Origin of the sequence: Halorubrum sp. Hd13 (assembly GCF_002252755.1) — an archaeon.
GTDB lineage: Archaea > Halobacteriota > Halobacteria > Halobacteriales > Haloferacaceae > Halorubrum.
Genome location: NZ_NHOY01000101.1, coordinates 23953 through 30677 on the forward strand (window position 1 = coordinate 23953; position 6725 = coordinate 30677).

6 protein-coding genes are annotated in these 6725 nt (G+C 72.8%); 4 read left to right on the top strand and 2 right to left on the bottom strand.

Annotated features, from left to right (window positions below):
- Positions 1–74: 74 nt before the first annotated feature.
- The gene (locus tag DJ81_RS13110) at positions 75–896 is read right to left on the bottom strand and encodes a hypothetical protein (protein ID WP_094590068.1); all 822 of its coding nucleotides are present in this window, start codon (positions 894–896) and stop codon (positions 75–77) included.
- A gap of 147 nt (positions 897–1043) precedes the next feature.
- Between DJ81_RS13110 and DJ81_RS13115 the strand changes: the two genes are divergently transcribed.
- The 4 genes from DJ81_RS13115 (at position 1044) to DJ81_RS19815 (ending at position 5751) form a co-directional block, all read left to right on the top strand.
- Complete coding sequence (locus DJ81_RS13115; RefSeq protein ID WP_094523268.1) at positions 1044–2381, top strand: thiamine ABC transporter substrate binding subunit; 1338 nt, start codon at positions 1044–1046, stop codon at positions 2379–2381.
- Positions 2382–2388: 7 nt separating this feature from the next.
- Positions 2389–4230, top strand: coding sequence for an iron ABC transporter permease (locus DJ81_RS13120; protein ID WP_170938328.1), 1842 nt, complete (start codon positions 2389–2391; stop codon positions 4228–4230).
- Complete coding sequence (locus DJ81_RS13125) at positions 4211–5431, top strand: ABC transporter ATP-binding protein (RefSeq protein ID WP_094590070.1); 1221 nt, start codon at positions 4211–4213, stop codon at positions 5429–5431. Before DJ81_RS13120 ends, DJ81_RS13125 begins: the two co-directional genes overlap by 20 nt.
- Positions 5432–5628: 197 nt before the next feature.
- On the top strand, positions 5629–5751 hold the full coding sequence (locus DJ81_RS19815; protein WP_275542432.1) for a hypothetical protein: 123 nt from the start codon (positions 5629–5631) through the stop codon (positions 5749–5751).
- Positions 5752–5840: 89 nt separating this feature from the next.
- On the opposite strand, the gene DJ81_RS13130 is transcribed toward DJ81_RS19815, so the two are convergent.
- Positions 5841–6725 (bottom strand): helix-hairpin-helix domain-containing protein (locus tag DJ81_RS13130; RefSeq protein ID WP_249269133.1); only part of this gene is annotated, 885 nt, incomplete at its 5' end.

Below are 6725 nucleotides of genomic sequence, written 5' to 3' on the forward strand. Positions count from 1 at the left end.
GCGCGACGGGGGAAGGTACCGTCGAGGCGCGAGGGTCGCGCCGGCGGCCGCGCGCTTCAGACCGCCGGCGCGCCTCACTCCACCGAGACGATCAGCACGGAGACCTCCTCGTCGAACGCGGCCGGGTCGGTCGCGAGCGCCGCCGCCGCCTCCGCGTCCGCGATCGATTCGACGACGGTCTCGCCGTCGAGCGACCCGGGGACGGCGTCGCCGATCACCGCCGTGACCGCCTCGGAGGGGAACGCGCCGCCGGCCACGAGGACGTCGGTGCCGTCGTGCCAGACCGCGAGCCGCGCCGTGACGCCGACGGCCTCGTCGACCGCGGTCGTCGAGCCGTCCGGGAGGGGCGCCTCCCCGTCGAGCGCGAACTCGCCCGCGAAGCGCCACGCCGTCGCGGTGTGGCCGCCGACGACGGTGGTGGTCCCCTCGTCGACCTCTTCGAGGCCGTCCGTCCCGGCGCTCCGGAGCCGCGCGCGGAACGCGTCGACCGCGGCCGTCTCCACTTCCGCCATCAGCCGGCCTCTACCGACGCCCGCCGGCAGTCCGTCGAGGGCGGGCCGAAGGTCGATCCGGGTCGCGAAGAAGACCACCGGTGACCCGCTCGCGTCGAACGTCTCGTCGAGCGCCTCGGCGACGGAGACGTACTCGTAGATCAGCGTTCGTTCGAGCGCGCGCACGGTCGCCGGGCCGTACGTCCGCTCGAAGACCGCGCTCTCCGACTCGTCGAGGAGCCGCCAGCCGTCGTCGATCCGCTCGTTCGTCACGGTCGGCTCCGGGACCGGCCCCTCCCGAGCGCCGAGACAGCCCGCGAGACCGAGCGCCGTGGCGCTCGCCCCCGCGGCGAGGAGTCGACGGCGCGTGCGTCCGCTCGGGTCGCCTCCGGACGAGTCGTTCATACGGATCCGGAGGCGCGCCCCGATAAATCGGTATCGCCGAGAATATCGGAACAGATACCGCCGGACCGAGGGAGGCGGTCGCCGGCCCCGGCGACCGCCCGCCACCGACACGGATCCCTTATAACCACCGAGTGTGACTACCGAGTAATGGCAGACGACACGGACGCGGCCACCGGTCCGGACGCGGTCACCGACGAGGGCGCGGTCAGCGACGGGGACGCGGTCGCCAGCGGCGAACCGAGCGCGTCGCGGACGCGGCGGGGGACGGACCGGCCGACCCGCCGCCGGTTCCTGGCGCTCGGGGGCGCCGCGGGCGCCCTGGCGCTTGCCGGCTGTAGCGCGCAGCAGACGGGCGACGACGGGGGCGACGGCGGCTCGAGCGACGGGGCGGACGGCTCGGACGGCTCGAACGAGACCGACGGCGACGACGGATCGGACGGCGAGGGCGGCGACGAGGAGACCCCCACGCTGACGGTCGCGACCTACACCAGTTTCATCGACGCCCCCTCGGTGAGCCCGGGAGAGTGGCTCAAAGAGGAGTTCGAGTCGCGCGTCGACGCCGAGCTGGAGTGGGCGACGCCCGACAACGAGCTGAACTACTACGTCGAGCGCGCCGCCTCGGGCGTCTCCATCGACGCCGACCTCTACGTCGGTCTCACGACCGAGGACCTCGTTCGCGTCGACGACCAGCTCGACGACGGGCTGTTCGCCGAGCGGGGCGAGGTGGGCGGGTTCGGCGACGTCCGCGACGGGCTCCTCTTCGACCCGTTCGACCGGGCCGTTCCCTTCGACACCGGCTACGTGAGCCTCGTCTACGACGGCACGGCGGTCGAGGCCCCGGAGACGTTCGACGGGCTGCTCGCCGACGAGCACAGCGGGGCGCTCATCGCGCAGAACCCCGGCGGCTCCTCGACGGGGCGCTCGTTCCTGCTGCACACGATCCACCGCTTCGGCGACGGCGGCGTCGCGAGCGACGGCGACGACGAGGCGGTCGAGGGCGGCGACGGCGACCCCGACTACGACTACCTCGACTACTGGGCGGACCTCCAAGCGAACGACGTCCGCGTGCTCGGCTCGTGGGACGACGCGTACACCGCCTGGAGCAACGGCGAGGCGCCGATCGTCGTCTCCTACTCGACCGACCAGGTGTTCGCTGACATGGAGGGAGCGAACCTGGAGGAACACCAGATCCGCTTTTTGAACGATCAGGCGTACGCGACACCCGAGGGGATGGCCGTCTTCGCCGACGCCGACGAGCCGGCGCTCGCCCGCGAGTTCATGTCGTTCATGCTGGAGCCGGACGTGCAGGGGCAGATCGCCCAGCGCAACGTCGCCTTCCCCGCGACCGACACGGCGACGCTCCCGGACGACTACGCCGAGCTCGCCCAGGAGCCGGCCGAACCGGTGACGTTCACGTACGACGAGCTCCAAGGCTCGGTCAGTGAGTGGATCGACGCCTGGGAGCGACAGTACGCCGGGAACTGAGACCGGCGTGACCGACCGCCGCAGCGGCGCCGGAGAGGCCTCGACCCCCGACGCCGGCCCGAGTCGCCGTCGCGTCCGGTCGCTCCGCGACCGGCTCGAAGGGCGCCTGCTGACCGCGCTCGCGGTCGTGACGAGCCTCACGCTCGTCGTCGCCTTCTACTACCCGGTCGGGACGGTCCTGATCGAGGCGGTCGTCGTCGACGGCGTCGCCACGCTCGCGGTGTTCGCCGAGCTGGTGCGCGACCCCTTCTATTTCGGCGAGCTCGCCCGGCTGTTCGCGGGCGAGTCCCCGATCGCGGTCGCCCGCGCGCTCCTCGGACCGGACCGCCGGCTCGGGATCGTCGGCTTCACCGCGTACCAGGCCGCCCTGTCGACGGTCGCCAGCGTCGCGCTGGGGCTCCCCGCGGCGTACCTGCTCGCGCGCTTCGAGTTCCCCGGCCGCCGGACGCTCCGGTCGCTGACGATCGTCCCGTTCGTCCTCCCCTCGATCATGGTGGCGGTCGGCTTCGTCGCCACGTTCGGCACCAACGGGACCCTGAACGCCGTCCTGTCGGCGCTCGGGCTCCCGCCCGTCGACCTCATGTTCTCGCTGCAGGCGATCGTGATCGCCCACGCCTTCTACAACGCGCCGCTCGTCGCCCGGGTGACGACCGCCGCGTGGGAGTCGGTCGACGCGCGCGCGGTCGAGACCGCTCGGAGCCTCGGCGCGGGGCCCGCCCGGGCGTTCCTCGACGTGGTCGCGCCGCAGGTGTACCCGGCGGTCCTGACGGGCGCGGCGCTCACCTTCGTGTTCACGTTCGGCACCTTCCCCATCGTGCTCGCGCTCGGCGGCTTCCAGCTGGCGACCGTCGAGGTGTTCGTCTACCGACTCGTCCGCGATCTGAGCTACGCCGAGGCGGCCGCGCTGGCGATCGTGGAACTGGTCATCTCGCTCGGCGTGCTGCTCGCGTACCTCCGCTACGAGGCGCGCAACACGGTCAACGCGCGGGGCGCCCGCCCGCTCCCGCGCAGACCCCTGCTCCCGGCGGCGCCGTCCGCGCGGGAGGTCCTGCCCCGCGTCGGCCTCGCCGCCTACGCGGTCGTCGCGGCGGTGCTCTTCCTCGCCCCGATCGGCTCGATGGTCCTCGCGAGCGTCACGGGGGGCGACGGCGCGCTCACGCTGGAGCACTACCGGTTCCTCGTCGACCGCCAGCGGACGGGCGCGGCGTTTCAGGTGCGGCCGTGGCCCGCGATCCGCAACTCGCTCGCGTTCGCGTCGGCGGCGACGCTGATGGCCCTCCCGATGGGGGTCGTCGTCGCCGTGCTGACGACGCGGCGGTACCGCGGGCGGAAGCTGGTCGACGCGGCCGCGATGGCCCCGCTCGCCGTCTCCGGAATCGTCGTCGGCCTCGGGCTCCTCCGGGGACTCGTCTTCGGCGTCGAGGTCGCCGGGTGGCGGATCGCGGCGACCGGCGCCGTCGCCATCGTCGTCGCGCACGCGGTCGCCGGCTACCCCTTCGTCGTCCGGACGGTCGCGCCCGGGCTGGAGGGGTTGGACCGCTCGCTGATCGAGTCGGCGCGGGCGCTCGGCGCGTCGCGGGCGCGGGTGATCCGCGACGTGGAGCTCCCGCTCGTCTGGCCCGGGGTGGTCGCCGGCGCGGCGTTCGCGTTCGCGGTCTCGATCGGCGAGTTCACGGCGACGGTGGTGCTCGCGACCGGCGCGGACGCGTACACGATGCCGGTCGCGATCGAGCGGTTCATCGGGCGTCGGCTCGGACCGGCGACCGCGATGGGCGTCGTCCTCCTCGTCGTCACCGGGCTCAGCTTCGTCGTGATCGAGCGACTCGGAGGTGAGCACCGTGGACTTTGAGGAGGCGGCAACCGACGCCGCCGCGTCCGCCGAGCCCGCCGATGCCCCGCCTGCCGCCGCGTCCGTCGACGCCCCGCCCGCGGTCGAACTCGACGGCGTGACGAAGCGCTACGGCGACACGGCCGCCGTCGACGACGTGAGCCTCCGGGTGCGCGAGGGGGAGTTCTTCACGCTGGTCGGCCCCTCCGGCTGCGGGAAGACGACGAGCCTCCGGCTGATCGCGGGGTTCGAGGAGCCGACCGCGGGGACCGTCCGCTTCTTCGGCGAGTCGGTCGCCGGGGTGCCGCCCGAGGACCGCGACGTGGGGGTCGTCTTCCAGAACTACGCGCTGTTCCCGCACATGACCGTCGGCGAGAACGTCGGATACGGGCTCAACTTCGCCGACCCGCCCGAGGGGGTCACCCGCGACGAGCGCGTCGCGGAGCTGCTCGAACTGGTCGACCTCCCGGACGCCGCCGACCGCGAGCCGGAGAGCCTCTCCGGGGGCCAACAGCAGCGCGTCGCGATGGCGCGGGCGCTCGCGCCCGGCCCGGACCTCCTCCTCTTAGACGAGCCGATGAGCGCGCTCGACGCGCAGCTCCGCGAGCGGCTCCGGGTGCAGGTCCGGCGGATCCAGTCCGAGCTCTCGATTACGACCGTCTACGTCACCCACGACCAGGAGGAGGCGCTGGCGATCTCCGACCGCGTCGCGGTGATGCGCGGCGGGACGCCCGAGCAGGTCGCGCCCCCGCGGACGGTGTACCGCGAGCCGGCGTCCCGGTTCGTCGCCGAGTTCGTCGGCGACAACAACGTGTTCGCGGGGCGGGTCGTCGACGTCGAGGACCGAGTCACCGGGGAGGACGGAGACGCGACGAGCAACGGAGACGAGACGAGCAACGGAAACGAGACGAGCGATGGAGTCACCCGCACCGCCGCCGTCGACGCCGGGGGCGAGACGCTCCGCGTCGCGCTCGACGGCGCCGCCGACGTCGCCGTCGGCGACCGTCTCGCCTTCTGCGTCCGTCCGGAGTACCTCCGGATAGACGGCGGCGAGAACCGGATTCGGACGACGGTCGCCAGCGCGGAGTTCCTCGGCGAGACGACTCGGGTGACCCTCGACTGGGGCGGTCGCGACCTCGTCCTCCGGACGCGCGACCCCCTCTCCGGGGAGGTCGTCGTCGGCTTCGACCCCGAGGACGCGCACCTGATCGACGGGGCGTGACGAGGGAGCGCTCGTCGACGCCGAGACGAGTCCCCGTAGCGGTCGCGCGCCTCGGCCCCGGCTCCGCTGCGCTCCGTCTACCGCGCGTCTGCCAAGCAAAGATGGTGATGATTAAATCGATATATAACGTATTTTTTGAGAGAATACGTCAGGATTTCGAGAATCTTTTCCATATACGGCCATAATTTTCCAGCACAATGAGAAATAGTACGTCGAATCTCGAACGAGGCCCCGAACGGCTGAAAGACAACCCGCGACCCGAGGATCTCGAGGCGGCGACCAGTCCGGCGGCCCGCCTGCTGGCGTGGCTCCGCTCCTGATTTTTCGCGCCTCCGTTTCCGATAGCGGTCGCAAGTCGTAGAGGAATCGAGCGGCTTCGACGCGAAGCGCGCGCCCGCCGCACCGTTTTTCAGAGGCGCTCGCGGAGCGTCTCGGCCGTCGCCTCACCGATGCCGTCGACGTCCGTGAGGTCGGCGGCGGACGCCTCGCGCACGCTCTCGACCGATCCGAACCGCCGGAGGAGCCGGCGGCGGGTCTCGGGCCCGACGCCGGGCACGTCGTCGAGGACCGTCTTCACCTCGTCGCGGACGGTCTGGTGGTAAGAGACGGCGAAGCGGTGCGCCTCGTCGCGCACGCGCTGGAGCAGGTGGAGCTCCGGGGCGTCGTCGTCCCAGCGCCGGGTCCCGGTCGGGGTGACGACCAGCTCCTCGGCCTTCGCGAGCGCGACCGCGGGCACGTCCCAGCCCGTCTCCGCGAGCGCGTCGCGGGCGGCGCCGAGTTGGCCCTCGCCGCCGTCGACGAGGAGCAGGTCGGGGTCGGGGCGGTCGTCTCGGCCCTCGATCGCGCGCTCGGCGCGCCACCGGATCAGCTCGCGCATGTTCGCGTAGTCGTCGTTGCGGTCGGTGAGCTTCTTCCGGCGGTAGTCGGCGGTCTCGGCGCTCCCGTCGACGAAGCAGACGTCGGAGCCGACCACCGCGGTCCCCTGCGCGTGGCTCACGTCGAACCCCTCGATCCGGGCGGGGCGGTCGACCCCGAGCCGCTCGCCGAGCGCGCCGACGGGGTCGTCGCCGCCGCCGCGCTTCCGGGCGTTCTTCAGCGCGAGCTCGACGAGCTTCGCCTCTCGGCCCGCGCCGGGCACCCGGACCGAGACCCCCTCGGCCTCCAGCCAGTCGACCACGTCCGGGTCGGACGGGCGCTCGGCCAGGAGGACCGCGTCCGGGAACTCGCGCTCCGCGTAGTACTGCGTCAGGAACGCGGACAGCACCGCGGCGGGGGTGTTGGCGTCGGGGTCGGC